Here is a 26783-nt window from a genome sequence, read left to right as displayed (position 1 = left end):
GCGGGCCGACCGCAGGCTTGTCATGAGCGCAATCGTGCAACACTCTGAAAAAACAGCTCTTGTTCTCTTTTCCGGCGGGCAGGACAGCGCTACCTGCCTGGCCTGGGCGCTGGAGCGTTTCGATCGGGTGGAGACCGTTGGCTTCGACTACGGCCAGCGTCATGCGGTCGAGATGCAGGCGCGCCAGTCCGTTCGCGAGGAACTGGTTAAGGCCTTGCCGCAGTGGGCCGACCGCCTGGGCGACGATCACGTGGTCGATCTGACAGGCTTCGGCGCCATCGGCGAGACGGCGATGACGACCGAGCGCGCCATCGAGGCGGACGCGCGCGGCCTGCCGAACACCTTCGTGCCGGGGCGCAATCTGATCTTCCTGGTCGCGGCGGCGGCCCTGGCCGACAGGCGCGGGCTGGAAGTCCTGATCGGCGGCATGTGCGAGACCGACTACTCCGGCTATCCCGACTGTCGCAACGACACGATCCAGGCCACGGCCCGCGCCCTGTCCCTGGGTCTGGACAAGTCCGTGCCGGTCGAGACGCCGCTGATGTTCCTGACCAAGGCCCAGACCTGGGAGTTGGCGGACCAGATCGGCGGCCGGGTTCTGGTCGAGGCCATCATCGAGTTCAGCCACACCTGCTATCTGGGCGACCGGACGCATCGCCATGTCTGGGGTTATGGCTGCGGGGCCTGTCCGGCCTGCGAACTGCGCGCGGCGGGCTATGCGCAATGGGCGGCCGCATGACCTATTCGGCCAAGGAAGTCTTCCTGACGGTGCAGGGCGAGGGCGGACAGGCGGGCCGTCCCGCCGTTTTCCTGCGCTTCGCCGGATGCAATCTGTGGAGCGGGCTGGAGCGGGACCGTGCAACGGCGATCTGCACCTTCTGCGACACGGATTTCGTCGGGGTGAACGGCGACGGCGGCGGCAAGTTCAAGACGGCCGACCTGATGGCTGACCATGTCGCGGGGATGTGGCGCGGTCGCGAAGGCGATCCGAAGCTGGTGGTCTGCACGGGCGGCGAGCCGCTGATGCAACTGGATACGTCGCTGATCGACGCCCTGCATGCGCGCGGGTTCGAGATCGCGATCGAATCCAACGGCACCTTGGTCGCGCCCGAGGGAATCGACTGGATCTGCATCAGCCCCAAGGCCGACGCCCCCGTGGTTCAGACCTCAGGACAGGAGCTGAAGCTGGTCTATCCGCAGCCCCTGGCTATGCCGGAGCGGTTCGAGAGCCTCGACTTCCAGCATTTCTGGCTGCAGCCGATGGACGGCCCCGACCAGGCCGCCAACACCGCCGCCGCCATTGAATATTGTCTGACCCGCCCGCAATGGCGGCTCAGCGTTCAGACGCACAAGTACATCGGGGTGCGGTAGGGCGAGGGCAGGGCGGCGAACCGCCCTGCCGGATGCCTTAGGCCGCCAGAAGCATCTGGGCGTTCTCAAAAGGCAGACCTGAATCGTCCGTCGCTCGCCGCGATTGCTCGCGGAAGCCGAGGGCTTCGTAGAAGCGCATCGCCTGATCGTTGTCCGTATAGACTTCCAGCATCAGCGTCCCTTTCAGTGAAAGGGCGTGCGCGACCAGGGCGCGTCCGATTCCGTGGCCCTGCTGGTCGGGGGCGACGAACAGGCCGCCGATGAAGCTGTCGATCAGGCTGATGAAGCCGACGGGACGGCCTCCACGGCAAGCGACCCAGGTTTCTGCGCTGGGCAGGTATTGGCTCTCGATCAGGCTCTGCTGTTCGAGAAGGCGGTCCTCGCCGATGAAGGCGTGCGCGAGGATCGAGGCTTGCAGCCAGATGTCCGACAGCGAGGCCGTGTCGGTCGAAGGGCTATAGGCACGAATGATCGTGTCCATGTGTGGCATGAGTTTTCCGCAGATAGATATGCAAACAGAGACTGCGCCCGATCAGGCGCAGGAAAATCCCGCGTGGGCGGGCCTAGTTGAGGGCTCTGCGCATAAATCTCCTTCTGCGAGCCGAGGCGGTTAGCAGGCGGCGGAGAGAGATTCAATGGAGTGTCGGCGAAACGCCTTGAAGCGAAGGGGACTTAGCAGGCCTTGCCCTGCCGCTGCCTTTGTTCGCAGCGGCGCTGTTCGCGTTCATACTCGCGTTGTTCGCGCTCGCGCTTGGCCTTGGTTTCCTCGTCCGAGGTGGTGACCGCGTCGAACCCTGCACCGACGGCGGCGCCCGTCACCTTGGCCGCGCCGCCGACGACGGCGGCTCCTGCGCCGACGACGGCGCCTGCGACACAGCCCTGAAGCATCAAGGCGCCGGACAGACAGAAGGCGAGGGCGGTAAGGCGCTGGATCATGACGACAGTCTGCCGCGCCGCCTGCCTTCTGTCAGCGCGCAAAAGAAAGGGGGCGCTCTTTCGAACGCCCCCTGTGATCTTTCGATCAGCGTAGGCTTACAGGCTGTCGACCATGACCAGTTCGGCGTCCTGCTTGGCCACGATGGTGATGGTCAACTCGTCGACGATGCCGGCGCCGTCGCGAGCGTTCAGCGTGGTCCCGTTGACCTCGACTTGCCCCACGGCGGGAACCAGATAGGCGCGGCGACCGGCGGCCAGGTCATAGGAAAGGCTTTCGCCCGCCTTCAGCGTGGCGGCCAGGATCTTGGCGTCGGCGTTGATCGACAAGGCTTCGTCCGCCGGATCGCCCGAGGCGACGACGGTGAAGCGGCCCGAGCGATCGTTCTTGGGAAACTCACGCTGGCCCCAGGACGGTTGAGCGCCCGGTTTGTCGGTCTCGATCCAGATCTGGAAAAGGGTGGTCGTTTCATTTTCGAGATTGAACTCGGAATGACGCACGCCTGTACCCGCGCTCATCACCTGAACGTCGCCCGCGCCCGTACGGCCCTTGTTGCCCATGGAGTCCTCGTGGGTGATGGCCCCGGTGCGGACGTAGGTGATGATCTCCATGTCGGCGTGGGGGTGAGGCGGAAAGCCCGACCGGGCGCCGATTTCATCATCGTTCCAGACGCGCAGGCGGCCCCAGCCCATCCGCTTGGGATCATAGTAGTTGGCGAACGAGAAGTGGTGTTTGGCGTTCAGCCAGCCGTGGTTGGCGCCGCCGAGGGTGTTGAAAGGTCTGACGTCGATCATGGTTCGGTCTCCGAGAAATGCTTGAAACCTAGATAGGATCGCGCGCCCTTATTCGCAACTGTTATTGTTCCTGATGGCCTCAGCCCATCTGAGCTCGGTGGCGCAGCATGGCGTCGGCCAAGACGATGGCGGCCATGGCCTCGACCACCGGGACGCCGCGCAGGGCGACGCAGGGGTCATGACGTCCCTTGGTGCGCAGGTCGACCTCATCGCCGTCGCGGTTGATCGTCTGGCGCAGAGTCAGGATCGAGGAGGTCGGCTTGAACGCCACGCGCGCCGTCAGCGGCTGGCCGGTGGAGATGCCCCCAAGGACGCCGCCCGCCTTGTTCGACAGGAAGACGGGCTGGCCGTCGTCGCCCAGCCGCATTTCGTCAGCGTTGTCCTCGCCCGACAGTTCGGCGGCGCCGAAGCCCGCGCCGATCTCGACGCCCTTCACGGCGTTGATGGACATCAGGCCCGCGGCGAGTTCCGCATCCAGCTTGGCGTAGAGGGGCGCGCCCCATCCGGCCGGGACGCCCGTGACTTCCAGCGCGACGACGGCTCCGATGGACGAGCCCGCCTTGCGCACGCCGTCCAGATACCGCTCCCACTCAGGCACGACCTCGGTCGAGGCGGCGAACAGGGCGTTGTCGTAGACGGCGTCGAAGTCGACCGCCTCATCTGGGATTCTGTGCGGGCCTAGTTGGACCACGCCTGCGCGAATCCGCACAGCCGGGCCAAGGACTTTGCGGGCCACCGCGCCCGCCGCCACGCGACTGGCCGTCTCGCGCGCCGATGACCGGCCGCCGCCGCGAGGGTCGCGCACGCCGTATTTGGCCTGATAGGCGTAATCGGCGTGGCCTGGACGGAAGGCGCGGGCGATCTCGCCGTAGTCCTTGGATCGCTGGTCGGTGTTCTCGATCATCAGGCTGATCGGGGTTCCGGTCGTGACCGGGCCTTCGCCGTCATCATACACGCCTGACAGGATACGGACCTGATCGGCCTCCTGTCGCTGAGTGACGAAGCGGCTGCCGCCGGGCTTGCGCAAATCCAGCCAGGGCTGGATATCGGCTTCAGTCAGCGGGATCAGCGGCGGACAGCCATCGACGACGCAGCCGATGGCGGGGCCGTGGCTTTCGCCCCAGGTGGTGACGCGGAACAGGTGGCCGAAGGTGTTGTGCGACATGATGGCGAGGCTTAAGCCGCCATCCGCTCCGGCGTCCAGACCCGAGTGAAGCGAAGCAACATATCCTCGGCGGCCGAAGGCAGGTCGTCAGAAGGAACCAGCTTGACGAACAGGTCGCCGGCGACCCGCTTGCCCCAGGCGGGCAGGCCGAGGCCGGGAAGGCGCAGTCGCACCGGTTCGACCATGTCCGGCACCAGCCAGGCGGCTTGTGGTCCGGCGTGCGTGTCGATCTCGATCCGTCCGCCGTCCCGCATCAGACGCGGCGCGATGGGCCAATCCATGAAGAGATCCGCTCCCAGAACGGACAAGCCGTCGGCCGGTCGGATCAAGACGCGCAGCAGGGCAGGGCAGCCTTTCAGGCGGATGCGGTCGGCGGTCCTCACGCCTGGAGGAACGTGGATCAGCAGGCGCCGCCCCCAGGCATTGACGATCACGCTGCCTCCGGTGAGCGCCTGCATCGGCGTCAGCACGATCAGAGGCGGCGGAGGAGAGGCGGTGCGCGCAGTGTGGACGCCTGGAGCCTCGGAATCTCTGCGTGGTGCGGGCAGGGCGCGCGTTTCGGTTTGCAACAGGCGATAGGCGGCGATCACGCGCCGGAACCGTTCGGCGTCGCCGCCGGGCTGATCCGGGCGAGAGGCCTTGATCGCGATGCGGAAGGCGGCCGCCAGAGCCTGCGGCCCTGCGGGGCCGTTCAGGCCGAGCAGGCGCCGAGCGTCCATGAAGGAGAGGCTGTCTGCGCGCATGGCGGCCACTGTGCGGGCCGTATGGTCAAGACAGGGTTAACCTTATTTGCAAAGCTGACGCAGGATTGAACGAACGCCATGTGACGCGAACCGCGAGCGGGACTATAGGTCCAACATGACTCAGTCAGTGATCCCCCCCAGCCCGTCTCGCGAAGACTATGCCGCCCAGCTCGAGGCGAACGCGGATGAAAGCCTGTTCGACCGGGACGAGCCTATCGCCCTATTCGTGGAGTGGCTGGAGGATGCGCGAGCATCAGAACCCAACGACCCCAACGCGATGGCCCTGGCTACGGTCGATGTCGACGGTCATCCTGACGTGCGGATGGTGTTGCTGAAGGATGTCGATACGCGGGGATTCACCTTCTTCTCCAATCAGGAAAGCGCCAAGGGCGGTCAATTGTGGTCCAGCCCCAGCGCCGCCCTGCTGTTCCACTGGAAGAGCCTGCGCCGCCAGGTGCGTGTTCGCGGTTCGGTAGAGCCGGTCAGCGTGGAAGAAGCCGACGCCTATTTCGCCAGCCGGGCGCGCGAAAGCCGAATCGGCGCCTGGGCGTCGGATCAGTCGCGCCCTCTGGCGGACCGGGCGACGCTGGAACGGCGGGTGACGGAACAGACCGCGCGCTTTGACGGTCAGGAGGTGCCTCGTCCCGATCGCTGGACCGGCTGGCGGGTCAAGCCCGTACAGATCGAGTTCTGGCGCGATCGTCCTTTCCGTCTGCACGACCGCCTGCGCTTTGATCGGGCGACGGAAGGTCAGCCCTGGCGCCGCAGTCGTCTGTGGCCCTAGGCGTTTTTGAAGCGGCTCAGGCGGCGTAGCGGGCCAGAAAGGTCTTCACGGCGTCCTCGGCGATGGCGGCGGGAGATCGGGTAGGCAGAACCTGGTCCCCGGTCACTGTCGGCACAAAGAACAGTGGGTGCTCCACCATGCCCATCAACTGGCTGGCGGCCCACGAAGGCTTGTGGAGATTCAACTCGCCCTTGGCGGCCATTTCGGCCAGGGCCGAGACCAGCACTGTGCCGAAGTCGTGCTTCGCTTGCTCATAGAAGGTGGTCGCCAAGCTCTCGAAGCGGCGTCGCTCGGTCATGACCAGGCGAAAGATGGCCCTGACGAACGGGTCGCTGATGAAGTCGGCGTAAGCGGTCAGGAAGCTGTTCAATCTCGGCTGCGCCGGGCCGCTGCAGGTTTTCACCTTGGCCATGCGTTCAGCGAAATCTGCGGATGCTTCATCGATCACCGCCGCGAACAGCGCCGCCTTGTTTTCGAACATGGCGTAGAGGGTCGCCGTCGATACGCCCGCTTCGCGAGCGATCGGCTCCATCTTGGTGCCGGCGTAGCCTTCTTCGACAAAGTGCAAACGAGCCTGGCGCACAAGGGCGTCGCGTCGAGGGTCGTCGAGGACATGGACCGAGACGGTCATCGGATTGTCACCAGCCGTTAGACGGTGATATTGCCTTTAATTTGCCACGATTGCAACGATCACGGTTAATACGCTCAACGAGGTCCGTTACTTCAGCCAGGGCTCGAGCAGAGGGTGGGCCAGCACGGGCGCGGCCAGACGCACGACGGCCTGAGGGTCTTCCAGGCGTACGGCGGCGGTGGCGTCTGCGACAATGAAATCGGCATGAACCCGCGAGGGTTCCGTCAGGCGTTCGTGACCGGGGCGGACGGTGGCGAGGTACTGATGGATGACCGATTCCGCCGTTCGTCCACGCTCCGTCTGGTCGCGCAGCAGCCGGCGAATGAAGCGGATATCCGCCGGGGTGTCGACGAAAACGCGAATGTCGAACAGGGCGGTCAGAGCCGGCGTGCACAGCAGGTGCGTGCCTTCGACGACGACGACCTGGGCGGCCGGCACCGGTTCGCCGCCCGGTTCGCGTCCATGATGGATGAAGGAGTAGAGGGGGGCGGTCACGCTGCGCCCGGCCTTGAGGTCGGTCAGATCGGAAATCAGCAGATCGTGATCGCGAGCGGCGACATCGTCAAAGTCATGCGTCGCGGCGTCGAAGCCCGGCACGGACGCCGCGTCCAGATAGTAGGAATCCTCGCGCAACAGCGCGGCGACGCCCTCCGGCAGCGAGGAAATCAGGGCTTCGGCCAGGGTGCTCTTGCCGGAGCCCGAGCCGCCGGTAATGGCGATCAGTATGGTCATGGGCGGCTCATTCACCCGGATGCAGCCGGATGCAAGCCTTGATCGCGCGCTGAAACGGCGATCTGTCGCGGCCTGCCTTCCCTTGCGTCACGTTGCTTGTCGCTGTTCACCTGTCTTAGCGTGGGCGCAAGCGCCGCTTTCAACCAAGGCGCATAGACGAGGGAAGACGCCGAATGCTGGGTATGATGCAGGACTGGCCGTTGACGGTCGACAAGATCCTCGATCACGCGAAGAACTGGCACGGGGAGCGTGAGGTCGTCACGCGTTCGGTCGAGGGGCCGATCGTCCGCACCACCTACGCCGCCATCCATGAACGGGCGCGTCGCGTGTCGAACGCCCTTCTGGCCTGGGGAATCAAGCCAGGCGACCGCGTCGCGACACTGGCCTGGAACACCGGCAACCATATCGAGACCTGGTACGGAATCATGGGGATCGGGGCCGTATGCCACACCCTGAACCCGCGCCTGTTCCCGGAACAGTTGGCCTACATCATCAACCACGCCGAAGACCGGATCATCTTCACCGATCTGACCTTCGTGCCGTTGCTGGAAGCCATTCTGCCGCATTGCCCGTCGGTCGAGCGCGTCATTGTCATGACCGACGCCGCTCACATGCCTCAGGCCAAGCTGCCGAAGGCCGAAGCCTATGAGACGGTGCTGGAGCAGTCTTCGAGCGACGTGACCTGGGGCGGGTTCGACGAGCAGACGGCTTGCGGCCTCTGCTACACCTCGGGCACGACGGGCAACCCGAAGGGCGTGCTGTATTCGCACCGTTCCAACTTCATCCATACGCTGCTGGGGATGCAGGCGACGGTCGTCGGGGGCACGCCCAGCGAAGTCATTCTGCCCGTGGTGCCGATGTTCCACGCCAACGCCTGGGGAATCGCCTTCGTCGGCCCGGCTGCGGGCTCCAAGCTGGTCATGCCGGGCGCCAAGATGGACGGCGCTTCCATTTATGAGTTGATCGAGACCGAGGGCGTCACCTTCTCGGCCGCCGTGCCCACGGTCTGGCAGGGGCTGTTCGGTCACATGGTGGAGAACAATCTGAAGTTCTCGACTCTGCGAAAGGTGCTGATCGGCGGTTCGGCTTGCCCCGAGGCTCTGATCCGCGGGTTCCAGGACAAGTTCGGCGTCGAGGTAGTTCACGCCTGGGGCATGACCGAGACCTCGCCCATCGGCACCATCGCCAATCTGACGCCGGAGCTGAAGGCGCTGCCTTATGATCAGCAGATGGCCTGGCGCATGAAGCAGGGCACGCCCCCGCTGGGCGTCGAGCTGAAGATCAAGAACTACGGCGGCCAGGACATGCCGCATGACGGCAAGACCTATGGTCGGGTCATGGTCAAGGGACCGACCATCGCCGGCGCCTATTTCAAGGGCGAGGGCGGCGATATCCTGGATCACGAAGGCTTCTTCGACACGGGCGATATCGCCAGCGTCGATTCCCACGGCTTCATGCAGATCACCGACCGCGCCAAGGACGTCATCAAGTCGGGCGGGGAGTGGATCAGCTCGATCGACATCGAGAACATCGCCGTCGGCCATCCCAAGGTCGCGCTGGCCGCCGTCATCGGCGCGGCCCATCCCAAGTGGGACGAACGGCCGGTGCTGCTGGTCAAGCTCAAGGAGGGCGAGGCCGAGGACAAGCAAGAGCACCTCGACTTCCTGCAGGGCAAGATCGCCAAATGGTGGATGCCGGACGATGTGGTCTTCGTCGATGACATTCCTCTGGGCGCCACCGGCAAGATCGATAAGAAGACGCTGCGCGAGCGGATGAAGGATTACCAACTGCCCGCCGCCGGCTGACAGCGACGGAGGACGCCATGTCGACCACACGCCCCAAGGGCCAGTCTCTGGCCGTGATGTTGCTGCTCGTTGCGCTTTTGGCGCCGACGTTGTTGCTGGTCGCGGTCTGCGGCGCGCGGGTGGGCGTGTGGAGCGCTGATTTCAGTTTGGGCGTGCTGGCCCTGAAAGCGGGGCGGGTGCTGGCCTATCTGGGCGTGGCGGCCGCCCTGATCGCTTGCCTGATGGCGTTTCGCGAGCGTCGACTGTTGGGGATTGGGGGAGCGGCCCTGGCGATTGCAGGCGTGACCCTGGGCGGCTATCTGGTTCAGGAGCGCCGTTTCACCGATGCTCCGCGCGACGTGGCGACCGATCCATCGGAGCCGCCGGCCTTCGCGCGTATTCTGGCGGCGGAACGGCGCCTTGCGGGCGTGCCCGAAACTCGGCCTCAGGCGTGTGAAGGATTGAGTCCCGCGCCGACCCAGGTCGCGCCGGAGACCGCCGCCTGGGCGCTCGAAAAGGCGGGGTTTACGGTTCTGGGCACGGCGCCTTTCCGTGTGGACGGGCGCAAGGAAGGCGCGTGGTTCGGCCTGACCCATGATGTCACTGTCCGGATTCGTCCTGGCCGCACCGACGTTCGCGTCGCCGGGCGCGACAGCCTTCAGGTCGGGGATGAGGCGTGTCGTCTCGCCAAGGCCGTCGTCGCAGAGCTGACGCCTTAGAGGGCTGGATCGGTCAGTCGCCAGTTCGCGGCCATCTCTGGCTGAGGGGATGCCTGGACGCGTCCCTCTTTCGCCAGCTTGATCAGATGGGCGAGCGCAGAAAGGCTGGCGGCGGGCCACAGTCGCGGATCGACGGCGGCGTATAGCGTGGGCACCATGTCCGCGATCATCTGGTCGCCTGACGCGAGCCGAGCCATGATCTGGGCCTCACGCTCCAGCCTGTGGTCGCGATAGGCCTTCAGGAAGGGGGCGACCTGGGTGATCGCCGGGCCGTGCGTCGGCCATATCGTCGAAAAACCACGCGCTAGGACGGCGTCCAGGCTGTTCATGTAGTCGGCCATATCGCCGTCCGGCGGAGCCACCACTGTGGTCGACCAACCCATCACATGATCGCCGCTGAACAGGGCGTTCTCCTGTCGCAGCACGAAGGCCATATGGTTGGAGGCGTGCCCAGGCGTGGCCATGGCTTCCAGCGTCCACCCGTCGCCCTCGATCCATTCGCCTCCGGCTAGGAGCACGTCAGGGTGGAAGTCGGCGTCATCATCCTCATCCAGTGCGGCTGAGACGTGCAGGGGCCGCTCAGGCGGTCGAGCCGCCAGGATCGGTGCGCCGCCGACGGCCTCGGCCAGCGAGCGGGCGAGGGGGGCGTGGTCGCGATGGGTGTGCGTCACAAGGATGTGGCTGACCACGCGGCCTTCAATTGCGCGCAGTAGGGCCGACAGATGAGCGTCATCGTCCGGTCCGGGATCAATCACTGCCACTTCGGCGCCCGGCAGGCTGCGTCCGACGATATAGGTTCCTGTACCTGTGAAGGTGAATGGCCCCGGATTGTCGGCGATCACGCGTTGAATCAACGGGGAGACCTGATCGCGCCGCCCGTAGGCGAAGTCGAACTGACGGAGATAGGGGATCATGGCCAGCCTCCCTGCGTGTGCGAATCCAGCAGTCGCTTCTCCACAAAGGAGAGCGGCTCGCACCATAGCTGGACTTGAGAGTGAGTGCGTGCCGTTTGCTTTTTTAGACTACTGCCGCTTGACGCGAACTGCCCGGCTTTTGCCGGCGGTTAGCAGGTAACTGCCCAGAGCTGCACGGCGCACCCTGACTTCCATGCCGCTCCGATTCTGGAAACGGACAGGCGCCGAATCGATCTGCCGCCATTCGCCGCCGTCAGCCAGACGGAAGGTCCATTTGCCCTCATGATCCTGACCGGCGCTCACCAAGGTCGTTTCAAGGGAGTCGACCTCCGGCTCAGCATCCGTCCCGCCGCCGCCTCGGCTGAAGAGCGCAGGAAGGGCTGGAGCGCTGAAGCCGAAGAGCTGGCGTCGTGCTTCGCGAATCTGTTGGCGCTCCATCACCACCAGCTCGCCTTGGCGTTCCGCCGTATCCAAGGCGTCTGCCGTTCGGTCGAAGCAGGCCAGGCGAACGGCGGCGTCCGGCATGGCGCGGCATTCGGAAAGATCGCTCAGGAGCGTCGAACGTTCAGAGGATTGAACTTGCGCCAATGTGTCGCAGCTGAGGCCAAATGTGCCGATCGCGGCGACGCAGAAGGTCAACATCGTTCGCATTTTTGGCGGATTCCGAAATCATGGTTTTGAATGTCTCGGGCCATATTATGAGATTTTGCGGCTGGTCGCCAGAGTCATTCCGTGGCGAAATTGCGACATACTGGAGGCTCAATCATGAAGTTCATGTAATTTGCGTGGTCTGTAGTCACGTGTCGTGCCTACCCTTTCGATCGGGTAATCGGGCGCGCCTTCGAAACGGGCGACGGTCGAGACTATCCCGTGGTCGACGGATGAAGGCGGACTTCGTCAGAGTCGTCCACAACTTAGGAGGATAAGCATTGAATTTTCAGATCAAACGTGAGCGTCTTCTGGCGTCGACGATGATCGCGGGCCTTGCGCTGGTCGGCTTCGCCGCGCCGGCTGCAGCCCAGACCACGCCGAGTCCCGAGGCCGATCAACCGAGTCAGGTGAGCGACATCGTCGTTACCGGCTCGCGCCTACGTCAGCCGAACCTGACCACCACCAGCCCTGTGACCCAAGTCACGGGCGAAGACATCGACGTTCAGGGCGTGACCCGCGTTGAAGATCTGGTCACCCAACTGCCTCAAGCCTTCGCTGCCCAGAACTCAACAGTCTCCAACGGCGCCTCGGGTACTGCGACTGTGTCGCTGCGGAACCTCGGAGCGTCGCGCACCCTGGTGCTGATCGACGGCAAGCGGATGGGCTACGGCTCGCCGCAGGACGACGCGGCTGATCTGAACCAGATTCCTGGCCAAATGGTCGAGCGCGTCGAAGTGCTGACCGGCGGCGCCTCGGCCGTCTATGGTTCGGACGCTATCGCAGGCGTTGTGAACTTCATTATGCGTCGTAATTTTGAAGGCATCGAGATCGACGCCCAGTACGGATTCAATCAGCACAACAACGACTACGACGGTCCGGGCAATGTCCGTAGCGTTATAGAGCGGCGCGCCGCCACCAACCCGTCCAACTTCAAGATGCCGGACGATAACGTCTACACAGGCTTCAGCCGTGAAGTGAACATCCTGATGGGTGTGAACGCGCCGGACGATCGCGGCAATATCACCCTGTATGCCGGCTACCGTAAGAATAACAAAGTTCTCGGCCGTGACTACGACTATTCCGCCTGCTCTTTCGGCGCACCCGCAGCGGCAACGCCGAACGAATTCACCTGTGGCGGGTCGGGAACGTCCTATCCGGGCCTGTTCTCTGATTTTGGCGGCAATGAGTTCAAAGTCGGCGGTGTTGACATCAATCCGATGCCTGGATTCGATCTCACGGTTGGAGGTAATGGGTTCCGTAATTACAGCGGAGCTACGGATGCATATAATTTTGGGCCTCTGAATTATTATCAACGTCCGGATGAGCGTTATACGTTAGGAGCCTTCGGTCACTATCAGGTCCATGATAAGGTCGAGCTTTATACGCAACTGATGTTCAGCGACTATTCGACAGTCGCTCAGATTGCGCCGTCTGGAAACTTCTTCGGTGAGTTCAGGGGCGGATTCCGCACGACGGACGGTTCATCGTTCGTGAATTGTAATAATCCTCTTCTGAATGCTCAGCAGTCTGCTGCGATCGGTTGTGGAGCGCCGGCCCTGGCGGCTTACAATACCTTTGTGTGGATGAATCCGGCCACCGAGGAGTTTGAACTGTCAGACGCCTCCAATCCGGATGCTGTACGTCTTCTTGATGATCCGAACTATGTTCCGATGTTCATTGGTCGACGGAACATCGAAGGCGGCGGACGTCAGTCGGACATGCGCTTTGAATCGTACCGCGGCGTGATTGGCGCTCGAGGCGATCTGAACGACGCGTGGAGCTATGATCTGGCGATCCAGTATTCGCGCGCCCAGTACAACGAAATCTATCGCAACGAATTTTCAAACACCCGTTTGGCTCGAGCCTTGGATGTCGTGACGGACCCGAATACAGGGCAGCCTGTGTGCTCGTCTGTTTTGGCGGGCATTGATGCGGACTGCATTCCCTACAACATCTTTGCTCTGGGCGGTGTGACGCCGGAAGCGCTCAACTATCTGCAGGTTCCGCTTGTTTCGACGGGTTGGACGACGCAACAGGTCGTGACGGGCTCCATGACTGTCGATCTCGGCTCTTATGGGGTTCAGAGCCCCTGGGCTTCGCGCGGCGTGCAGGCGGCCTTCGGCGCCGAGTATCGTCGGGATGCTCTGGATCTGACGCCAGACGTGTCGTTCACCTCGGGCGACGGCGCCGGTCAAGGCGGTCCGACGCTGGGCCTCAACGGCGCCAACCAAGTCTACGACGTCTTCGTGGAAGCGCAGGTGCCAATCGCTGAAGGCATGGCCTTTGCCGATCAGTTGTCGGTTGATCTGGCCTACCGTCATTCGGAGTATGACCTGGGCGGCGGTACGGACTCCTGGAAGTTCGGCGCCGACTGGGCTCCGGTGCCCTCAGTTCGTTTCCGGGCGAGCATGCAGCGCGCGGTCCGCGCGCCGAACGTGATTGAACTGTTCACTGCCCAGGGCTTCAGCCTGTTCGACATGGACAACGACCCCTGCGACGATCTGAACGACGATGGCGTTGTGAACGGCAGCATCCCTGCGGCCTGTATCGGCAACAACGCCTGGCAGGTGTCGCAAGCCCAGTCTGAAAGCGGCGCGCTCAATAGCCCGGCAGGCCAATACAACTTCCTGCGCGGCGGTTCTGCCGATCTTCAGCCGGAAGAATCGGACACCTTGACTCTGGGGGTCGTGTTCACGCCGGAGTTCCTGTCTGGCTTCAACCTGACGCTGGATTATTTCAAGATCGAGGTAGACAACCTCGTGTCCTCGATTGGCGCGCAGAATTCGCTTGACGCTTGCTACACGGCTGGTTTCCAGACTGCGTGTAATAACATCGAACGGAACGCAAATGGTCAACTTTGGATCGGGTCGGGCAATGTGCGTGACTTGAATACCAACATCGGCGGTTTGAAGACGTCAGGCGTTGATATTGCGGCGAACTACAACGTCGACCTGGCTGATTTCGGTTGGGGTGAGGCTGGGCGGTTGGGCTTCGCCATGGTCGGCACCTGGATCGACAAACTCGAAACGGACACCGGTCTTGGTTTTGCAAACTCGGTGTATGACTGCGCCGGCTTCTACGCCAATCAATGCGGCGTTCCGAACCCGGAATGGCGTCACCGCCTGCGCGTTGATTGGGGCACCCCGATCGAAGGCCTGAACCTCAACGGCACCTGGCGCTACTATGGCGCGTCTGAGGTAGCTGTCCTGGGGGCTGATGGCAGCTTGAACAACGCTGCGGCCAGCCGCTTGGATCGTGAGCTGGATTCGATCAACTACTTCGATCTGGCCGGCACCTGGCAGGTTCGTGACAATGTGTCGGTGCGCGCGGGCGTGAACAACGTCTTCGACACGGATCCGCCGCTGTCCTACAGCGTCGGCACGACGGGCAACAACAATACCTACCCTCAGCTGTATAACGCCATGGGCCGCTACTTCTTCTTTGGCGTCACTGCAAACTTCTGATCATAAGGTATGCAAAACGGGGCGGCGGGTTTCACACCTGCCGCCTTTTTTGCTGGAAGGACTTTGAGTGAAAGGCGTCGCCCGTGATTGCGGGCAGGAGGCGTTTCATTATTGGCGGCGCGCTCTCACTGCGGGGCTGTCGCCGACCTTAAGCATATAGCTGCCGACGGCGGCGCGACGAATGCGGACAGGCATGCCTTCTCGAGGGCGGAAATTGAGCGCTGTCGTGTCCACCTGTCGCCAGACGGAGCCGTCAGCAAGGCGAAAGACCCAACCGTCGTTCTGGCTGGCGCTGACCAGGGTGGTCTCGACAGCTTCGAGCGCCGCGCCCCCGGACACCATGTCGGGGATGTTGGGAACGGCAAATCCAAACAGGGCCCTTCGAGTCTCTTCGACGCGAGCGCGGGGCATGATGATGACGGCGCCGCTTTGTTCGGCGCTCCTGAGGCGAGCGGTTTCGCGGTCGAAGCAGGCGAGGCGATCCGTGTCAGGCGTCACCGCCGAGCAAGCTATGAGATTCTGGTACTCGGCAGAAACCTGAGTTTCTTGTGGCGGGGGCGCGGTTGCTGCGCCGATCGTCAGCCAGGAGGCGAAAATTTCTACAACCAACGACGGTTTCCTGAATTATTTTTTGTCACAACGCGGCAACGGTGGGTTTAATTTCTGACACTGGAGAGGCTGCGACGTGGCTTTTCTGCGACAATCCGGTTCAGAGGGGCTCTCGGGCGGCAAAAATATGAGGCTTTTGTGGCGGCTCAGTCTATCAGCGCAATCGTGGTTGCCCACTCCGGACGACCATGAGTGATGGGGGAGGCAGGATCCGACAGGAGTCGTGTTCGGTTCTTCTTCTTATTTGGAGGTGTAAAAGTGCGATTTTCAGTAAATCGTAAGCGTCTGCTTTCTACGACTATGATTGCCGGTGCAGCCGCTATGGGCCTGGCCATGCCGGCTGTGGCCCAGGAAAACGATCAGGTCAGCCAAGTTAGCGACATCGTTGTCACCGGGTCGCGTATCGCCCGCCAAGATTACAAGTCGAGCAGCCCCATCGTGACCGTCAGCGCGGAAGATTTCCAAGCGACGGGCGCTGTCACGATTGACTCGCTGATGAACGACATGCCGCAGTTCACGCCGTCGGTTTCGTCGACCTCGAACAACCCTTCGAACGGTGGCCAGGCCAACCTCGACCTGCGCAGCCTGGGTTCCAAGCGCACCCTGGTGCTGATGAACGGTCGCCGCCTGGTGCCGTCGAACTCGGACGGTTCGGTTGACGTCAACCTGATCCCGACGGCCCTGATCAAGTCGGTCGAAACCATCTCGGGCGGCGCTTCGGCGGCCTATGGTTCGGACGCCGTCGCCGGCGTGGCCAACTTCATCATCAACGACAGCTTTGAAGGCGTGCAGATCGACGCCCAGTACGGTCAGACGGACCGTAATGATGGCGAGACCGAAAGCTACTCCCTGACGATCGGCGGCAATTTTGCTGACGACAAGGGCAACGCGGTCATCTCGATCAACCGTTCGACGCGTGCGATGATCTATAATGCTGCGCGCGAGTTCTCGGCGATTTCGGGCGCTTCAGGCACCACCCCGCTGGGGTCGACGACGTTCGACGCTAACAACCTGCCGAGCGACGCACTGTTCAAGCAATACTTCAACAGTCAAAGCGCTGTGAATACGGGCGCCATCGGCTACAACACTGATGGAACTCTGTTTGCGCACCAGGGCGCCTTGGGCTTCAAGAGTCCCGGTGGTATTGAGTACGACGGGTTCCATAATCCCGGCTCGAACTATCTGTTCAATACGGGTGCGCTGAACTACCTGCAGCTCCCGCTGGAACGTTGGAACGTTTATTCGAGCGCGCGGTACAAGGTGAATGACAATGCCGAGTTCTACGGCAATGCGCTTTTCAACCAGTACGTTGCGGATCAGGAATTGGCTGCTACGCCGGCCTCCAGCGCCACCGGTTTCCGCGTGCCGTCTACCAACCCGTTCATCGGCGCCGACTTGCGTGCTCTGTTAGATTCGCGCCGCCAATCCCAACTCCTCGTTCCAGCTGAGCAAGCGCTTTACGGATCTGGGCGGCCGCCACGCCAGCTATGATTACAACGTCTACCAGGTCACGGGCGGTATTCGTGGTCAGGTGCCGCAAAGCTCCTGGACCTATGACGTCTATGCATCGTTCGGTCGCGTCAGCGCCAACGAAACGCAGACGGGCAACGTGTCGCGTTCGTCCGTGCAGACGCTGCTGGATGATCCGTGGGGCGGCGCCGGCGATGGCGTAGATGAAGGGACGATGCTGTGCGAAGGCGGGTTCAACCCCTTCGGCCTGGCGCCGATCTCGGGCTGACTGCCTCAGCTATATTGGTCGTACGTCACGCACGGCGACTACGGTCGAGCAGAACGTGATCGAGGGCACCCTGCAGGGCAAGGCCTTCGACCTGCCGGCTGGCGAAGTCCGCGTCGCCATGGGTGTCCAGTACCGCGAGAACAGCTACCGCTTCGACCTCGGATCCTTCGCTCGAGAAGATAAATCCGAAGTTGCCGCACCTGGGGGCTGATGGCCTGCCGGACGGCGGTGAAATCGGCGGCGTTGAAATCGCGGGCTTCAACCCGTCGCCGTCGGTGAACGGCAGCGTCAACTCGATCGACCTCTTCGGCGAAGCTCTGGTTCCGCTGCTTTCGAACCTGCCGTTTATCCAGCAGCTGGATATGACGCTGGGCTATCGTTACTCGGACTATAGCTCCATCGGCGGCACCCAAGCCTACCGTGCGGATCTGGACTGGACGATCATTGACGGTCTGCGTCTGCGCGGCGGCTACAACCGCGCCGTTCGTGCGCCTTCGGTCGGCGAGCTCTATTCGCCGCTGGGCGTGAACTACATGGCCATCGGTCAAGCCAACGCCTCGGCGGCCGGCGGCGACCCGTGCGATCGTCGTGGCTTCTATATGAACGGCCCGAACGCCGCTCAGGTGAAGCAACTGTGTATCGCTCAGGGCGTCGCTAACCCCGACAACTTCATCTACACCGACAACCAAGTTGCCGGATGGGATGGCGGTAATCCGAACCTGTCGGAAGAAACGGCTGACACTTGGTCGTTCGGCGTGGTCTATCAGCCGCGTTTCGAGTCGGCGCTGTTCTCGAACATGTCGTTCGCGATCGATTATTATAACATCGAAATCGAAGACGTGATCTCCAGCATCTCGGCTGCTGACATGCTGAAGGGCTGCTTCAACGGTGCGGGTGAGAACCCGACCTATGACCCGAACAACACCTACTGCCAGCTGTTCAAGCGTAAACCCGCTGAGCGGCGCCATCTTCGACGCCACCTCCAACCTGGAGAACCTGGGCGTTCTGAAGACGGCCGGTGTCGACGCTCAGTTCGACTGGCGCTTCGACCTGGTGGACCTGGGCGCTCCTGACTGGGGCACGCTAAACTTCAACGCTGTGGTCAGCTGGCTGGCCGAGCGTGAAGACAGCGTCGTCGCCGGCGGCGCGTTCACGGACCGCAAGGGCACCATCTCGGACGACTTCGGCAACACCTTCCCTGAGTGGAAGTCGCTGGCGTCGGTTGACTGGGCCAAGGGGCCGTTCTCGGCCACGGCGCGCTGGCGCCGTGTGGGCGAGATGACCATCTACGGTTCGGATGAGAAGCTTGATGCGACTCACTATTTCGACCTGATGGGCAGCTGGGCCATCAACGACACGGTCTCGCTGCGTGCTGGCGTGAACAACGTCGGTGATCAGCAGCCGCGCGTTTGGGATCCGGGCGTGCAGGCGAACACCGATCCGTCGACCTACGACGTGCTCGGCCGCCGCTACTTTGTCGGCCTGACCGCTCGCTTCTAAGCCACGCGGTTTGAATAAGGATGGGCGGCGGGTCATGGATCCGCCGCCCATTTCTTTGGACGCTATTCAAGTTGCGACCAGAAAGGGGGCTGTAGCCTCTGGGTGTGAGCAGGCCCTGGCGGCTTGTTGGGATGTGATCTGATCGCGCCAGTGCTTGGCCGAAAATTTGCTGCGCATCACGACGCCATGCGGCGCGGCGCGTGTGAATCAGCTTGTTGAGCGCAGTGGATGGCGCGCACCATGACGGCGCCTGCGTTCAATCTAAATTGTTGGAGTATGGAGAGCGGTGGCGCGCCACTCCCTCATTTCTGAGAAGGAGTGGCGCGAGTGACGGGGCTCGAACCCGCGACCTCCGGCGTGACAGGCCGGCACTCTAACCAACTGAGCTACACCCGCGTTTCTCTCCCCGCGAGGAGGAGAGGAGGGGCGAATACGGTTCGTCGCGCTTTCGGTCAAGCGCATTGTGGCGCTTTTGCTAAAAAATCTGCGAATTCAGACTCTAGCGACCGCAATCCAAGCCGTCGGCGTCGGGTGGAACCGCGCCGCCGCGGCCGAGCGCCTTCTGCATGAAGACGACGTCGCGCCAGCCGTCGAACTTCCACCCGGCGTCGCGGAAGGCGCCGACGTGGGCGAAGCCCGCCGCTTCATGCAGGGCGATAGAGCCGGTGTTGGCGCTGTCGCCGATCACCGCCACCATCTGACGCATTCCCAGGGCCTCGCAGGCCCTAAGCAGGGCGTCCAGCAGCGTCTTGCCGACGCCCCGTCCGCGAAACGCTTCGGCGACGTAGATCGAGTCCTCGACCATGAAGCGATAGGCCGCGCGCAGGCGATAAGGCGCAGCATAGGCGTAGCCCGCGACCGCTCCGTCGATTTCGGCGACCAGAACCGGCAGACCTAGGGCTGCGGGTGCGGCTAAGCGCGCTCGCATTTCATCAGCACTGGGGACGTCCAGTTCGAACGTCCCCGTGCCGTTCAGCACGCTGTCGGCGTAGATGTCCGTTACGGCCGCCAGGTCGGCTTCCGCGTACGGCCGGACGATCACGCCTTTTCCCAGCCTTTCTCGACCGCCCAGACGGCGAAGGCGTAGTCGTGGGCGATGTCCTTCAGATAGTCGAAGCGGCCCGACGAGGCGAAGTGACCCGCCTCCATGTTGATCTTCAAGAGCACCGGCTTGCCCGAGGTCGAGGCCGGACGCAGCTTGGCCACCCACTTCTCCGGCTCCCAATAGGTGACGCGCGGATCGGACAGGCCGCCGGTCGCCAGCAGGGCCGGGTAGGGCTTGACCTCGATCTGATCGTAGGGGCTGTAGCTCAGCATGTAGTCGTAGGCGGCTGCATCCTCGAGCGGATTGCCCCATTCAGGCCATTCCGGCGGGGTCAGGGGCAGGCTGGTGTCGCTCATGGTGTTGATGACGTCGACGAAGGGCACGCCGCCGATCACGCCCGCCCACAGGTCCGGCCGCATGTTGGTGACGGCGCCCATCAGGAGCCCGCCTGCGGATCGGCCTTCGGCGACGATGTTTCCGGCCTTGGTGTAGCTTTGCGCGATCAGGTGTTCAGCGGCCGCGATGAAATCGGTGAAGGTGTTCTTCTTGGTGAAGCGCCGGGCGGTCAGGAACCAGTTCCAGCCCTTGTCCGAGCCGCCGCGGATGTGGGCGATGGCGTAGATGAAGCCGCGATCGACCAGCGACAGCCGGTTCGTCGCGAAACTGGCCGCCATCGGTATGCCGTAGGAGCCGTAGCCGTAGAGCAGCAGCGGCGCCGAGCCGTCGACCGGCGTGTCCTTGCGGCGCAGGACCGTCACTGGCACCAGTTCGCCGTCAGAGGCCGGCGCGTTCAGCCGTTCGACCACATAGTCCGCCGGATTGTGGCCCGAGGGGATTTCCTGAACCTTGCGCAGGGTGCGTTCCCGCGTTTTCAGATCGTAGTCATAGGTGGACGTCGGCGTGGACGGCGAGTTGTAGCCATAGCGCATGACTGTGGTGTCGAACTCCGACGCGCCGCCCAGCGACAGAGCGTAGGCGGGCTCGTCCACGGCGATCTCATGCTCGGCGCCGGCGCGATCACGGATGACGATCTTGGTGTTAGCGTCGGCGCGTTCCTGGCGGCCCAGATAGTCCTTCACCAAGGCTACGCCCTCGATGAAGCGACCGGGCGTGTGCGGGATCAGATCCTTCCAGTTGGCCTTGCCCGGCGAGGCGGTCGGCGCCTCCATGACCTTGAAGTCGACAGCGTCGTCGGCGTTGGTGCGGATCACCCAGCGGTCGCCCCAGTGGTCCAGGTCATACAGGCGACCGACGTGGCGCGGCTCGGCTACTACGGGCGCGGCCGTGGGGGTGGCGGCCGGGATGATGCGGCTTTCCGACGTTTCCTGGTTGCCGATGGAGATGACGATGAAGGCGTCGTCGGCGGTGCGGCCGACGCCCTGGAACATGCCTTCGTCAGTTTCTTCATTGACCAGCGTGGTTTCGCCGCCGCGCGCCGGGCGACGGAAGATCTTGTCCGGACGACCGTTGTCGTCGCGGTTGGTCCAGAAGATCCACTGGCTGTCGGGCGAGAAGGTGAAGTTGGCGCTGGCCGATTCGATCGGGTTGGGCAGCACCTCGCCGGTGGCCAGATCCTTCACATAGATCTTGTAGACTTCGGAGCCCTGAGCGTCCTCGGCATAGCCGAACAGGGCGTGGTCGGGGCTGTGCTCGGTCGCCGAGACTTCCGAATAGGCCTTGCCCTCGGCCAGCTTGTTGCAGTCCAGCAGGATGATCTCGCCATCCTTTTTCCCGCGTGGGCGGCGGCAATAGAGCGGATGCTGGTCGCCGGTGTTGTAGCGGACGTAGTATTCCCACGGCCCGTCGGCGGCGGGGACGGAGCTGTCGTCCTCCTTGATGCGGCCCTTCATCTCCTCGAACATCTGCGCCTGCAGGGGCAGAGTGGAGGCCATCATGGCCTCGCGATAGGCGTTCTCGGCGGTCAGATGCTCCTTGACGTCGGCCTTGATCAGCGACGGATCGCGCAGCACGGCCTGCCAGTTGTCGTCCTTCATCCACTGATAGTCGTCGACGCGGACGCGGCCCAACTGTTCAATGCGGACAGGAACCTTCTTGGCGACGGGCGGCGTGGGTTTTGACATCGAGGCTCCGATACTCTGGCGGGCAAGGGCGGGGGAGGCGGCGACCACGCCGACGGCGGCGGTCGAGGCGATCAGTTCACGGCGGTTCATGGCGTGGGCTTCCCCCTGGAATATGATTTGAGCTGGACCTTGTGCCCGGCGACGCTCGGCGTCAAATGGCGGTAATGATCATTCAGGATCTTCCGCCCGAACAACCCGCTGTCGTTGCCGGCTCCGCCGCCCGAATGGGATCTGACGGTCGGCGTGATCAACGGCCACTGTGCAATTGGATCAAGCCATCAGCGACGGCCAGAGGAAGGTCGGCACAGGTTTCCTCATCGCCGCGCCTCGGCCCGACGGCGCGCCGCGGGTGGTGCTGGTGACGGCGCGGCACGTGCTGGACGTCATGCCGGGCAATGAGGCGCGGATCGGCTGGCGCACGGCCGAGGCGGACGGCGCCTGGAAGTTCACGCCGGAAAACCTGACGATCCGCGACGCGGACGGCGCGCCGTTGTGGACCGCGCATCCAGAGCGTGACGTGGCGGTGATGGAGATCACGGCGCCGCCCGCCTTCGCCCAGGCGGCGATTCCCGCCGGATGGCTGGCTGACGCCGAGGCCTTCGATCGCTGGCGTATGGGGCCGGGGGATGAACTTTTGGCGCTGGGCTATCCGCATGGGCTGTCGGCCAACCGGGCGGGCTTTCCCATCCTGCGGCTGGGGCGGATCAGCTCCTGGCCGCTGACGCCGATTCGGCACTTCCCGATCTTCCTGCTGGATTTCGTGGTGGCTCAGGGGAACTCCGGAGGGCCGGTCTTCTGGACTCCGGCGGCGCGCCGCGTGCCGGGAGCGCCGGTTCCCGACCATCCCTTTATCGCCGGTGTGCTGGTGCAGGAGGTTCAGAGCGGCGGACAGGGTATTGACCTGGGCGTCGTGGCCCACGCCGACTATGTACGCGAGACCATCGCCTTGCTGGATCAGTCGACCGCTACGCCCGAAACGCAGTCGAACGCCGCGCAGTAGCGGCGGCGCATTTCGTTTCTGATCGGGGCCGGGTCTTCCGGGCTGGCCCGGGTGACCTGAGCGTACCAAGCGTCCCAGCCGATCGGTTTCCGCGTCGGCAGATAGTCAACGCCGTGCAGCGCAAGGACGCGAGCGACCCCTGCGGCGTGCCAGGCTTTCTCAGCTTCAAGGTCGGGATATAGTTCGTCCATCCAGCCGCGCAGAAGCGCCGCCTTTTCGGGCGGCATCTCGTTGACCTTCCAATCCCGGATCGAGCGTTCGGCCGCAGAGCGGCTGCCGCCATAGAAGCTGTCGGTAAAGGCCTGGGCGGCCTGGATATGTTCTGGGCCTGGTTCGGGGCCCTCCCACGGTTGGCGCAGCGGTTCGTCGTCTTCGTCCAGGATGTCGAAGGGCAGTTCGATGCTGAAAGGGACGCCCGCAGGTTGGGCGACGCGCCCTCGGAACACGATCGCCAGGGCGGCCTGCTGAAAGCCCGCATCGGCCGGCTTTGCCGACATGGCCGCGCACCGGGACAGGGCGCCGTCTTCATTATTGACGCACTCGAGCGTGACGGTTCCGTTGATCCGCAAGTCCCTGGCCAGGGCTGGGTAGTCGGAACGTTTCACATCCGGCGGAGTCTCCCAATGTGCAGGTTCGACCAGCAGAGCCAAGGTCGCCAGAAGCGTAATCATGCGGGGAACTCCGGACTATTCAGGGGTGGCGACGGTTTTCGGCCGTTGGCCCGCAATCGTAACGGGCGCAAAAACGGCGACGCAGTTCGATCATCGGTTCGCGAGGATGGAGATCGCGACTGGCCTCGTTCAACTGTGGAAACCCAGGATTCAGTCCAGTCATCCGGCTGTTTGGGCGGCATGGCGTCCAGCCCGCGCACGGCCAAGACGCGCGCCGCGGCCAGAGCCCGTCGCTGACGTTCCGTCTCCAGGTTTCCGAACAGCTCGGCGATCCAGCCTTCGGTCGTCCGGCGCATCTCGGGCGGCATCTGATCCAGCCGCCAGTGGCGTCGCAGGCGGGCGACCGGTTCGACGCTGCGTCGGGCGTAGCGACGGCCGCTTTCCAACTGTGCGGCGTTGGGCGTCGGGCCGGACCAGGGTGACGGCGGTGCGTCGCTGAATGGCGAGCTATTGAACGGCACGCGCGCCTTGAACACGCGCTCTTCGGGCGAAATGTCGGGCGCGGCCGGCGTCAATCGCGCCCGCTGGATCACGCGAACGGCCGCCTCGGCGAATCCCAGCCCATCGGGCCTTGCGCGCATGGCGGTGCAGGCGCTGGGCAGGCCTTCGGCCGTCGCCAGACAGTTCACTTCGGCCCAGCCGCTGATGTTCATGGCGGCGGCGAACGGCGGAAAGTCGTCTGGCGTCGGCGTAGGGCGTGTGAGCCAGGCGACAGGGGGATCGTGCGGTTGTTCGGCTTGGGAGGAAGCCCCGAGGATGGTCGCCAGAGTGAGCGCCAGGATCATTTCCTTGCGTCTCCGCAGTCATAGGCTGCACAGTAGCGGCGCTTCATTTCGGCGTCGATGGCCGTGAAGTCCGGCTCTCCGTAAGCCGCGCGGGCCTCTGCTTCGGTGATCTGAGGCGCTTCTGTTCCCAGGACGAAACGATCCATGGCTTCCTTGGCCCATAGTCGAGCCATGCCGAGGGCCAAGGCCTCAGCCAGTTCCGCATCGGGCGGAAACAACTCTGTGGCCCATGCCTGGACGGCCGTTCGACGGCTTTCCGGCAATTCATCCAGCCCCAGACGCTCGGCGACAGACGGGATGCCGACGGCTTCGATGACTTCTCGGGCGTTGGCGAGTTGGGGAGCCGAAGGCTCCGGTCCGGTCCAGGGCGTTGTGGGAGGCGGGGCCGCGTCTTCTGGTTCTTCGAAATCGGCGGTGAAAGGCAGGCGAACCACGAACTTGGCTGGTGTCGCCACGCCGTTTACGCGGCGCGGCGTCAGACGATGGCGAAGAATGATGCGTTTGGCGGCGTCGCCGAAACCCAGTCCAGTCGGCCGCTCGTCCTTGACCAGGCAGTTTTCGGGGCTGCCTTGGGGCGTGACCATGCACTCTAGGCTGACAGAGCCGTTCACGCCCAGATAGGCGGCGAAGATGGGGTAGTCGTCGCCATCGACTTGGGGTGGAACAACCCAGGCCGGATTTTCGACGACGACGGGGAGCCGCTTAGGTCGGGCTTTGTCTTCGGCAAAGGCGGTCGCGCCTGACCCGACAATGATCGTGCCCAGGACTGCCGCGCCGACTGTTCGATTCATACGAAAACGCCTCCCGCGCCTAGGTGGCACAGGAGGCGCTTTACGCTCAAGTCATAGAACGGCGATCAACCCGCCAGGGCTTCGGCGCTCATGCGTTGCAGCAGGTCGCCGCCCTGTCCGACAGCGGCCAAGCGGCTGGAGACGTGGCCCAGAACGTTGGCGGCGTAGACTTCATAGAGATCCAGCTTGCCCTGCAGCCACACGGCGTCGCCGTCATTGGCGTCCAGCTTCGCCTTGGCGGCAAGAGCGCCCTTGGCCAGCATCCAGCCGCCGACCACGTCGCCCATCAGTTTCAGATAGGCATCGGCGCCCGCCAGAACGTCGGCGGCGCGGGCCGGGTCCGACTTGGCGTCCAGCAGCCACAGGGTGGCGTCCTCGACCGCCTCGATAGCTGTGGCGAAACGCTCGACTGGCTTGCCGGTATAGAGGCGGTCGATCTGGGCCAGCGTCGCCTTCATCTCGGCGATCAGGGCCTTGGCCGACTCGCCGCCGTCCATCGACAGCTTGCGGCCCACCAGATCCATCGCCTGAATGCCGTTTGTGCCTTCATAGATCGGGGTGATGCGGGCGTCGCGATAGTATTGGGCCGCGCCGGTTTCCTCGATGAAGCCCATGCCGCCGTGGACCTGAACGCCCAGGGAGGCGACCTCGCAGCCGACGTCCGTGGACCAGGCCTTGGCGATCGGGGTGAACAGGTCTTCGCGACCTTTCCACGCCTTGCGCTCTTCTTCGCTGGAGGCGTGACGGGCCAGGTCGGCGGCGACGCCGGTCGACAGGCAGATGGCGCGGGCGGCGGCGACCTTGGCCTTCATCACCGACAGCATCCGGCGCACGTCAGGGTGGTCGAAGATCGGGGCGTCCTTTTCGCCGGTCCACACGCTGCGGCCCTGACGGCGTTCCAGCGCATAGGCCAGGGCGTGCTGATAAGCGCGTTCGGCGATGCCGACGCCTTCGACGCCGACGGCCAGACGGGCGGCGTTCATCATGACGAACATATGGGCCAGGCCCTGGTTCGGCTGTCCGACCAGTTCGGCGCGGGCGCCCTCATAGCTCATGACGCAGGTGGGCGAGGCGTGGATGCCCAGCTTGTGTTCGACGCCGACCGGGCGGAAGGCGTTGCGTTCGCCCAACGAACCGTCGGCGTTGACGGCGAACTTGGGCGTCAGGAACAGGCTGATGCCCTTAGGCCCCGCAGGCGCGTCGGGCAGGCGGGCCAGCACCAGATGGACGATATTGTCCGTGGCGTCGTGGTCGCCCCAGGTGATGAAGATCTTCTGGCCGGTCAGGGCGTAGGTTCCGTCGCCGTTGGGAACCGCTGTCGCCGTCAGGGCGCCCAGGTCAGACCCGGCGTGCGGTTCGGTCAGCACCATGGCGCCGGTCCATTCGCCGCTGACCAGCTTGGGCAGATAGGTGGCCTTCTGGTGTTCGTTACCGACCTGCTCCAGCGCCTCGATGGAGGCCAGCGACAGCATGGGGCACAGGCCGAAGGCCATGTTGGCGGCGTGGACGGTCTCATAGGCCGCCAGTTCCAGCGCCTTGGGCAGGGCCTGTCCGCCGGCCTCGACCGAGGCGGTCAGGCTGGTCCAGCCGCCCGCCGCGAACTGTTGATAGGCGTCGGCGAATCCGGGCGCGGCCGTCACGGCGCCGTTGGCGTATTTGGCGCCCGCCAGATCGCCGGGGCGGTTCAGCGGCGCCAGCACCTCTTCGGAAAACTGACCGGCGGCGTCCAGCACGGCCGAGGCGACGTCGGCGTCATAATCGGGAAAGGCGCCGGTCGCCGCCACCTGGCCGATCCCGGCCACGGCGTCGAGGGCGAAGGCGATGTCACGGACGGGGGCGCGGTAGCTCATCGGTTATCCTCAGAAAGACGTTGCGCT

28 protein-coding genes and 1 tRNA gene are annotated in these 26783 nt (G+C 63.9%); 12 read left to right on the top strand and 17 right to left on the bottom strand.

Annotation, left to right across the window (positions count from 1 at the left end; genetic code table 11):
- The first annotated feature begins 31 nt into the window (after window positions 1-31).
- The gene (gene queC / locus FGL25_RS08250) at window positions 32-739 is read left to right on the top strand and encodes a 7-cyano-7-deazaguanine synthase QueC (RefSeq protein ID WP_436835260.1); all 708 of its coding nucleotides are present in this window, start codon (window positions 32-34) and stop codon (window positions 737-739) included.
- Complete coding sequence (queE, locus tag FGL25_RS08245) at window positions 736-1371, top strand: 7-carboxy-7-deazaguanine synthase (RefSeq protein WP_138142418.1); 636 nt, start codon at window positions 736-738, stop codon at window positions 1369-1371. Before queC ends, queE begins: the two co-directional genes overlap by 4 nt.
- A gap of 37 nt (window positions 1372-1408) precedes the next feature.
- Here the strand turns inward: queE and FGL25_RS08240 are convergent, their stop codons facing one another.
- The 5 genes from FGL25_RS08240 to FGL25_RS08220 all read right to left on the bottom strand — a co-directional run bounded on the left by FGL25_RS08240 (window position 1409) and on the right by FGL25_RS08220 (window position 5007).
- A complete protein-coding gene (locus FGL25_RS08240; protein ID WP_138141436.1) occupies window positions 1409-1852 on the bottom strand; it encodes a GNAT family N-acetyltransferase in 444 nt (147 codons plus the stop codon).
- 191 nt (window positions 1853-2043) lie between these two features.
- Window positions 2044-2307, bottom strand: coding sequence for a hypothetical protein (locus FGL25_RS08235; RefSeq protein WP_167493318.1), 264 nt, complete (start codon window positions 2305-2307; stop codon window positions 2044-2046).
- Between the two features lie 96 nt (window positions 2308-2403).
- The gene (locus FGL25_RS08230) at window positions 2404-3099 is read right to left on the bottom strand and encodes a pirin family protein (protein ID WP_138141435.1); all 696 of its coding nucleotides are present in this window, start codon (window positions 3097-3099) and stop codon (window positions 2404-2406) included.
- Between the two features lie 79 nt (window positions 3100-3178).
- Window positions 3179-4264 carry a chorismate synthase gene (gene aroC / locus FGL25_RS08225; protein ID WP_138141434.1) on the bottom strand — a complete coding sequence of 362 codons (1086 nt, stop codon included), beginning with the start codon at window positions 4262-4264 and terminating at the stop codon, window positions 3179-3181.
- A gap of 11 nt (window positions 4265-4275) precedes the next feature.
- Entirely contained in the window at window positions 4276-5007 is a 732-nt protein-coding gene (locus FGL25_RS08220; RefSeq protein WP_167493317.1) for a J domain-containing protein, read from the bottom strand.
- Between the two features lie 115 nt (window positions 5008-5122).
- Between FGL25_RS08220 and pdxH the strand changes: the two genes are divergently transcribed.
- Window positions 5123-5791 (top strand): pyridoxamine 5'-phosphate oxidase, encoded by a 669-nt coding sequence (gene pdxH, locus FGL25_RS08215; RefSeq protein ID WP_138141432.1) that lies wholly within the window; start codon window positions 5123-5125, stop codon window positions 5789-5791.
- Window positions 5792-5807: 16 nt separating this feature from the next.
- Here the strand turns inward: pdxH and FGL25_RS08210 are convergent, their stop codons facing one another.
- Window positions 5808-6422: a TetR/AcrR family transcriptional regulator gene (locus FGL25_RS08210; protein WP_138141431.1), complete on the bottom strand. Its 615-nt coding sequence runs from the start codon at window positions 6420-6422 to the stop codon at window positions 5808-5810.
- A gap of 87 nt (window positions 6423-6509) precedes the next feature.
- Window positions 6510-7154: a uridine kinase gene (gene udk, locus FGL25_RS08205; RefSeq protein ID WP_040345313.1), complete on the bottom strand. Its 645-nt coding sequence runs from the start codon at window positions 7152-7154 to the stop codon at window positions 6510-6512.
- A gap of 173 nt (window positions 7155-7327) precedes the next feature.
- On the opposite strand from udk, the gene FGL25_RS08200 reads away from it, so the two are divergent.
- Both FGL25_RS08200 and FGL25_RS08195 read left to right on the top strand, forming a co-directional pair.
- On the top strand, window positions 7328-8959 hold the full coding sequence (locus FGL25_RS08200; protein ID WP_138141430.1) for a long-chain-fatty-acid--CoA ligase: 1632 nt from the start codon (window positions 7328-7330) through the stop codon (window positions 8957-8959).
- 17 nt (window positions 8960-8976) lie between these two features.
- Entirely contained in the window at window positions 8977-9657 is a 681-nt protein-coding gene (locus tag FGL25_RS08195; protein WP_138141429.1) for a DUF1499 domain-containing protein, read from the top strand.
- Here the strand turns inward: FGL25_RS08195 and FGL25_RS08190 are convergent.
- The gene (locus FGL25_RS08190) at window positions 9654-10571 is read right to left on the bottom strand and encodes an MBL fold metallo-hydrolase (protein WP_138141428.1); all 918 of its coding nucleotides are present in this window, start codon (window positions 10569-10571) and stop codon (window positions 9654-9656) included. The two genes, FGL25_RS08195 and FGL25_RS08190, sit on opposite strands and share 4 nt — an antisense overlap.
- 108 nt (window positions 10572-10679) lie before the next feature.
- On the bottom strand, window positions 10680-11213 hold the full coding sequence (locus FGL25_RS08185) for a hypothetical protein (protein ID WP_138141427.1): 534 nt from the start codon (window positions 11211-11213) through the stop codon (window positions 10680-10682).
- Between the two features lie 287 nt (window positions 11214-11500).
- On the opposite strand from FGL25_RS08185, the gene FGL25_RS08180 reads away from it, so the two are divergent.
- Window positions 11501-14686: a TonB-dependent receptor domain-containing protein gene (locus FGL25_RS08180; RefSeq protein ID WP_197733812.1), complete on the top strand. Its 3186-nt coding sequence runs from the start codon at window positions 11501-11503 to the stop codon at window positions 14684-14686.
- A gap of 108 nt (window positions 14687-14794) precedes the next feature.
- On the opposite strand, the gene FGL25_RS08175 is transcribed toward FGL25_RS08180, so the two are convergent.
- Window positions 14795-15295 (bottom strand): hypothetical protein, encoded by a 501-nt coding sequence (locus FGL25_RS08175; RefSeq protein WP_138141426.1) that lies wholly within the window; start codon window positions 15293-15295, stop codon window positions 14795-14797.
- A 321-nt stretch (window positions 15296-15616) separates the two neighbouring features.
- Between FGL25_RS08175 and FGL25_RS17480 the strand changes: the two genes are divergently transcribed.
- Genes FGL25_RS17480 through FGL25_RS17460 form a run of 5 tightly spaced genes read left to right on the top strand, consistent with a single transcriptional unit; the run spans window position 15617 to window position 18533 of the window.
- A complete protein-coding gene (locus FGL25_RS17480) occupies window positions 15617-16786 on the top strand; it encodes a TonB-dependent receptor plug domain-containing protein (protein ID WP_252970095.1) in 1170 nt (389 codons plus the stop codon).
- Between the two features lie 40 nt (window positions 16787-16826).
- On the top strand, window positions 16827-17033 hold the full coding sequence (locus FGL25_RS17475) for a hypothetical protein (protein WP_252970094.1): 207 nt from the start codon (window positions 16827-16829) through the stop codon (window positions 17031-17033).
- Window positions 17034-17088: 55 nt separating this feature from the next.
- Window positions 17089-17244, top strand: a complete 156-nt coding sequence (locus FGL25_RS17470; protein WP_252970093.1) for a hypothetical protein — start codon at window positions 17089-17091, stop codon at window positions 17242-17244.
- Complete coding sequence (locus tag FGL25_RS17465; RefSeq protein ID WP_252970092.1) at window positions 17225-18106, top strand: TonB-dependent receptor domain-containing protein; 882 nt, start codon at window positions 17225-17227, stop codon at window positions 18104-18106. The genes FGL25_RS17470 and FGL25_RS17465 overlap by 20 nt, the downstream gene beginning before the upstream one ends.
- A complete protein-coding gene (locus tag FGL25_RS17460) occupies window positions 17988-18533 on the top strand; it encodes a TonB-dependent receptor domain-containing protein (protein WP_252970256.1) in 546 nt (181 codons plus the stop codon). The genes FGL25_RS17465 and FGL25_RS17460 overlap by 119 nt, the downstream gene beginning before the upstream one ends.
- Before the next feature lie 319 nt (window positions 18534-18852).
- On the opposite strand, the gene FGL25_RS08165 is transcribed toward FGL25_RS17460, so the two are convergent.
- The 3 genes from FGL25_RS08165 to FGL25_RS08155 all read right to left on the bottom strand — a co-directional run bounded on the left by FGL25_RS08165 (window position 18853) and on the right by FGL25_RS08155 (window position 21749).
- A tRNA-Asp gene (locus FGL25_RS08165) sits at window positions 18853-18929 on the bottom strand.
- Between the two features lie 103 nt (window positions 18930-19032).
- Window positions 19033-19575, bottom strand: a complete 543-nt coding sequence (locus FGL25_RS08160) for a GNAT family N-acetyltransferase (RefSeq protein WP_138141425.1) — start codon at window positions 19573-19575, stop codon at window positions 19033-19035.
- Window positions 19572-21749 (bottom strand): S9 family peptidase, encoded by a 2178-nt coding sequence (locus FGL25_RS08155; protein WP_138141424.1) that lies wholly within the window; start codon window positions 21747-21749, stop codon window positions 19572-19574. The genes FGL25_RS08160 and FGL25_RS08155 overlap by 4 nt, the downstream gene beginning before the upstream one ends.
- Window positions 21750-21924: 175 nt before the next feature.
- Here FGL25_RS08155 and FGL25_RS08150 point away from each other — a divergent pair, with 175 nt between their 5' ends.
- Window positions 21925-22659, top strand: coding sequence for a trypsin-like serine peptidase (locus FGL25_RS08150; protein ID WP_252970091.1), 735 nt, complete (start codon window positions 21925-21927; stop codon window positions 22657-22659).
- On the opposite strand, the gene FGL25_RS08145 is transcribed toward FGL25_RS08150, so the two are convergent.
- From FGL25_RS08145 to FGL25_RS08130, 4 genes are read right to left on the bottom strand one after another with little or no spacing between them, the layout of a single operon-like run.
- Window positions 22614-23330, bottom strand: a complete 717-nt coding sequence (locus FGL25_RS08145; protein ID WP_138141423.1) for an energy transducer TonB — start codon at window positions 23328-23330, stop codon at window positions 22614-22616. The two genes, FGL25_RS08150 and FGL25_RS08145, sit on opposite strands and share 46 nt — an antisense overlap.
- Window positions 23327-24115 carry an energy transducer TonB gene (locus FGL25_RS08140; RefSeq protein ID WP_138141422.1) on the bottom strand — a complete coding sequence of 263 codons (789 nt, stop codon included), beginning with the start codon at window positions 24113-24115 and terminating at the stop codon, window positions 23327-23329. Before FGL25_RS08140 ends, FGL25_RS08145 begins: the two co-directional genes overlap by 4 nt.
- A complete protein-coding gene (locus FGL25_RS08135; protein ID WP_138141421.1) occupies window positions 24112-24936 on the bottom strand; it encodes an energy transducer TonB in 825 nt (274 codons plus the stop codon). The genes FGL25_RS08140 and FGL25_RS08135 overlap by 4 nt, the downstream gene beginning before the upstream one ends.
- Before the next feature lie 35 nt (window positions 24937-24971).
- Entirely contained in the window at window positions 24972-26756 is a 1785-nt protein-coding gene (locus tag FGL25_RS08130; RefSeq protein WP_138141420.1) for an acyl-CoA dehydrogenase, read from the bottom strand.
- Between the last annotated feature and the right edge of the window lie 27 nt (window positions 26757-26783).

Origin of the sequence: Brevundimonas vancanneytii, assembly GCF_901421975.1 — a bacterium.
GTDB classification, from domain to species: domain Bacteria; phylum Pseudomonadota; class Alphaproteobacteria; order Caulobacterales; family Caulobacteraceae; genus Brevundimonas; species Brevundimonas diminuta.
Note: the sequence above shows the minus strand (reverse complement) of the source record. Positions and strands in the feature narration are given on the sequence as shown.

Bases quoted from the DNA above. Each gene is read 5' to 3' on its own strand.
- queE (WP_138142418.1), top strand. From the start codon at position 736: ATGACCTATTCGGCCAAGGAAGTCTTCCTGACGGTGCAGGGCGAGGGC.
- FGL25_RS08240 (WP_138141436.1), bottom strand. From the start codon at position 1,852: ATGGACACGATCATTCGTGCCTATAGCCCTTCGACCGACACGGCCTCG.
- FGL25_RS08235 (WP_167493318.1), bottom strand. From the start codon at position 2,307: ATGATCCAGCGCCTTACCGCCCTCGCCTTCTGTCTGTCCGGCGCCTTG.
- FGL25_RS08230 (WP_138141435.1), bottom strand. From the start codon at position 3,099: ATGATCGACGTCAGACCTTTCAACACCCTCGGCGGCGCCAACCACGGC.
- aroC (WP_138141434.1), bottom strand. From the start codon at position 4,264: ATGTCGCACAACACCTTCGGCCACCTGTTCCGCGTCACCACCTGGGGC.
- FGL25_RS08220 (WP_167493317.1), bottom strand. From the start codon at position 5,007: ATGCGCGCAGACAGCCTCTCCTTCATGGACGCTCGGCGCCTGCTCGGC.
- pdxH (WP_138141432.1), top strand. From the start codon at position 5,123: ATGACTCAGTCAGTGATCCCCCCCAGCCCGTCTCGCGAAGACTATGCC.
- FGL25_RS08210 (WP_138141431.1), bottom strand. From the start codon at position 6,422: ATGACCGTCTCGGTCCATGTCCTCGACGACCCTCGACGCGACGCCCTT.
- udk (WP_040345313.1), bottom strand. From the start codon at position 7,154: ATGACCATACTGATCGCCATTACCGGCGGCTCGGGCTCCGGCAAGAGC.
- FGL25_RS08200 (WP_138141430.1), top strand. From the start codon at position 7,328: ATGCTGGGTATGATGCAGGACTGGCCGTTGACGGTCGACAAGATCCTC.
- FGL25_RS08195 (WP_138141429.1), top strand. From the start codon at position 8,977: ATGTCGACCACACGCCCCAAGGGCCAGTCTCTGGCCGTGATGTTGCTG.
- FGL25_RS08190 (WP_138141428.1), bottom strand. From the start codon at position 10,571: ATGATCCCCTATCTCCGTCAGTTCGACTTCGCCTACGGGCGGCGCGAT.
- FGL25_RS08185 (WP_138141427.1), bottom strand. From the start codon at position 11,213: ATGTTGACCTTCTGCGTCGCCGCGATCGGCACATTTGGCCTCAGCTGC.
- FGL25_RS17480 (WP_252970095.1), top strand. From the start codon at position 15,617: ATGGGCCTGGCCATGCCGGCTGTGGCCCAGGAAAACGATCAGGTCAGC.
- FGL25_RS08155 (WP_138141424.1), bottom strand. From the start codon at position 21,749: ATGAACCGCCGTGAACTGATCGCCTCGACCGCCGCCGTCGGCGTGGTC.
- FGL25_RS08145 (WP_138141423.1), bottom strand. From the start codon at position 23,330: ATGATTACGCTTCTGGCGACCTTGGCTCTGCTGGTCGAACCTGCACAT.
- FGL25_RS08140 (WP_138141422.1), bottom strand. From the start codon at position 24,115: ATGATCCTGGCGCTCACTCTGGCGACCATCCTCGGGGCTTCCTCCCAA.
- FGL25_RS08130 (WP_138141420.1), bottom strand. From the start codon at position 26,756: ATGAGCTACCGCGCCCCCGTCCGTGACATCGCCTTCGCCCTCGACGCC.